Origin of the sequence: Nonomuraea aridisoli (assembly GCF_003236395.1) — a bacterium.
In the GTDB taxonomy this organism is placed as follows: Bacteria; Actinomycetota; Actinomycetes; order Streptosporangiales; family Streptosporangiaceae; genus Nonomuraea; species Nonomuraea aridisoli.
On the sequence record NZ_POUD01000521.1, the window covers coordinates 1 to 2,192 of the forward strand.

Consider the following 2,192-nt stretch of genomic DNA (forward strand, 5'->3'; position numbering starts at 1 on the left):
GGCCATCCCTCCTCCACCCCCGCCGCGTCGCGGCCGTTGACGACCACCTCCGCGCCCGACTCCAGCAGGGCCTGCGCCGTCGCGGCGCCGATCCCCGAGCAGGACCCGGTGACGAGGGCGGTGCGCCCGCTCAGGTCGACCGGCAATGCGGGCTTTGCGCCATGATGAGCCGCACTTGGCCGTACGCGGGTCACGCCTCCAGGATCGAGCGGAGGGTGGCGGCGAAGGCGTCCGGCTCACCCTGCATGCCGAACTCGTCGCCCAGGAAGCCGGCGTGGTGGCTGGGGAAGACGACGGGCTTCGTGCCGAGCCGCTCGGCGACCGCCGCCCCCGCGCGGTGGGCCATCTCCCCCTCCGACTCGGCGCCGACGCCGACGACGACGCGCGTGGAGGCCGCGCGCAGCGCCGCGAAGTCGGGCTCGTAGTGCGTGCAGGTCATGATGTTCTGGCCGAACATCACGTCGTCGCGGGAGCCGTCGTCCTCCGCCGGCATCCCCAGCTCGGCCGGGCTGCGCACGGGCAGGTCGGCCAGGTCCGCGGGAATCTCGCCGCGCAGGCTCGTGACCGCGATGAACTTCGCCATCGCCGCGCCCCAGCCCTCCTCGTCGTACGTGCGGCGGATGTCCGCCACGGCCGCCAGGGCGTTATCCCGGTCGGGCAGCACCTGCGCGGCCGGGGGCTCGTGTGCCACCAGCGTGCGCACCTGCTCGGGATGGCGGGCCACCAGCGCCAGCCCGTTGACGGCGCCCCCGCTGCTGGCGAAGACGTCCACCGGCCCGGCGCCGAGCGCCGTGATCAGCCGGTGCAGGTCGTCGGCGTGCAGGTCGGGCGTCGACTCGATGACGCCGTCGGTGCGCGTGCTGCGCCCGATGCCGCGCGGGTCGTACGTCACCACCGTGCGGTCGGTGAAGTGGGCCACCAGGGCGGTGAACCCGCTCGCGTCCATCGGCGAGCCGATCATCAGCAGGGGCGGCGCGGTCGCCTCCGCCGCCTCGTGGACGTCGTAGTGCAGGACGGCGCCGGGCACCTCGACGGTGTGGGTCTTGGCCTCAGTCATGGGGGTCGCTCCTTCTCGATGTTCCGCGCATACGGACCGGCGGGAGCACCGGAACTCATCGGCGCCGGCCCTGGCACGTCATTAATAGGCCGTTTCCCGCGAGCCTGGGACACATCACCACCATGCGGCACGCGGCGGGGGCGCGGACGGCTAAAGCCCGTGGGGCGCGCATTCCCCTGTGGCGCGGACATTCCGTCGCGTCACTGTCGTACGCGTGCGCGCCCGGTCGCGGTCAGCACGACCGGCCAATGTCAATGCCGCCGGGAGAACCCTTGAATTTTGTTTCAACAGGGAGGACTGTATCGCCATTGAGACCGAAGCGGAAACCGGCCGTGACCGCAATCCGCGCCGTCACCGCGGCCTGCGCGCCCGTCGCGGCGGCTTCGGCGCCGGGCGTGACGGCGGCCCGGGGGCGGGCGGGAGACGATCTCCATCGGGGCCGCCTGACACGGCTCTCCTCGCCCTTGTCATGGGCCTATGAGCTGGTGGGGAGGGCGGTGCGGAGCTCGTGCCGGCCGGCCCGCAACGCCGCGTGCGCGGGGCGTCACCGTGGGAATGCCGCGTCGCGGACCGCGAGAATTGTCACACATGGACGAAGGAGTTCGTGGTGCCGGATCAGTTAGCGGACTTGCATTTCGACCGGGGGTAACCCCCCGCGCGATGCATGATGTGCTGAAGGGCGCTACAGTACCTGCAACCTTGACGTTAATTGGAGCACCATCATGGCCAAGCGCATCGTTGAATCCTTTATCGATGACATCGACGGCAGTGAAGCCGAGGGGACCACAACGTTCGCTCTCGATGGCACGACCTACGAGATCGACCTGTCGGGCAAGAACAGGGAGAAGCTGGAGAAGGCGCTCGCGCCGTACATCACGAAGGCTCGCGCCGTCCGTGCCGAGAAGGGCGTGCGCGGCCGACGCGCCGCCGCGGGGTCCAGCCGCGCGCTGAGCCGTGAGAAGTCCACGGAGATCCGGCGGTGGGCCCGCGCCAACGGCCTCCCGGTGAGCGAACGCGGCCGCATCGCCGCCAGCGTCGTCAAGCAGTACGAAGCCGCCCACTGACCGACCGCCGGCCCGGCTGGGGGCCGGGCTCTTCGCGGCGGAAGGAGGGCTGTCTCCTATACACATCTCCG

3 protein-coding genes are annotated in these 2,192 nt (G+C 71.1%); 1 reads left to right on the plus strand and 2 read right to left on the minus strand.

The genetic code is table 11. The annotated features are described in order from the left end of the window. Both C1J01_RS47720 and C1J01_RS47725 read right to left on the minus strand, forming a co-directional pair. Positions 1–194 (minus strand): SDR family NAD(P)-dependent oxidoreductase (locus tag C1J01_RS47720; protein WP_369122774.1); only part of this gene is annotated, 194 nt, incomplete at its 3' end. Further along, entirely contained in the window at positions 191–1,057 is an 867-nt protein-coding gene (locus C1J01_RS47725; RefSeq protein WP_111185734.1) for an alpha/beta fold hydrolase, read from the minus strand. The genes C1J01_RS47725 and C1J01_RS47720, both read right to left, overlap by 4 nt. Positions 1,058–1,779: 722 nt before the next feature. Between C1J01_RS47725 and C1J01_RS47730 the strand changes: the two genes are divergently transcribed. Continuing rightward, a complete protein-coding gene (locus tag C1J01_RS47730; protein WP_111185736.1) occupies positions 1,780–2,121 on the plus strand; it encodes a histone-like nucleoid-structuring protein Lsr2 in 342 nt (113 codons plus the stop codon). Positions 2,122–2,192: the final 71 nt, after the last annotated feature.

Bases quoted from the DNA above. Each gene is read 5' to 3' on its own strand.
- C1J01_RS47725 (WP_111185734.1), bottom strand. From the start codon at position 1,057: ATGACTGAGGCCAAGACCCACACCGTCGAGGTGCCCGGCGCCGTCCTG.
- C1J01_RS47730 (WP_111185736.1), top strand. From the start codon at position 1,780: ATGGCCAAGCGCATCGTTGAATCCTTTATCGATGACATCGACGGCAGT.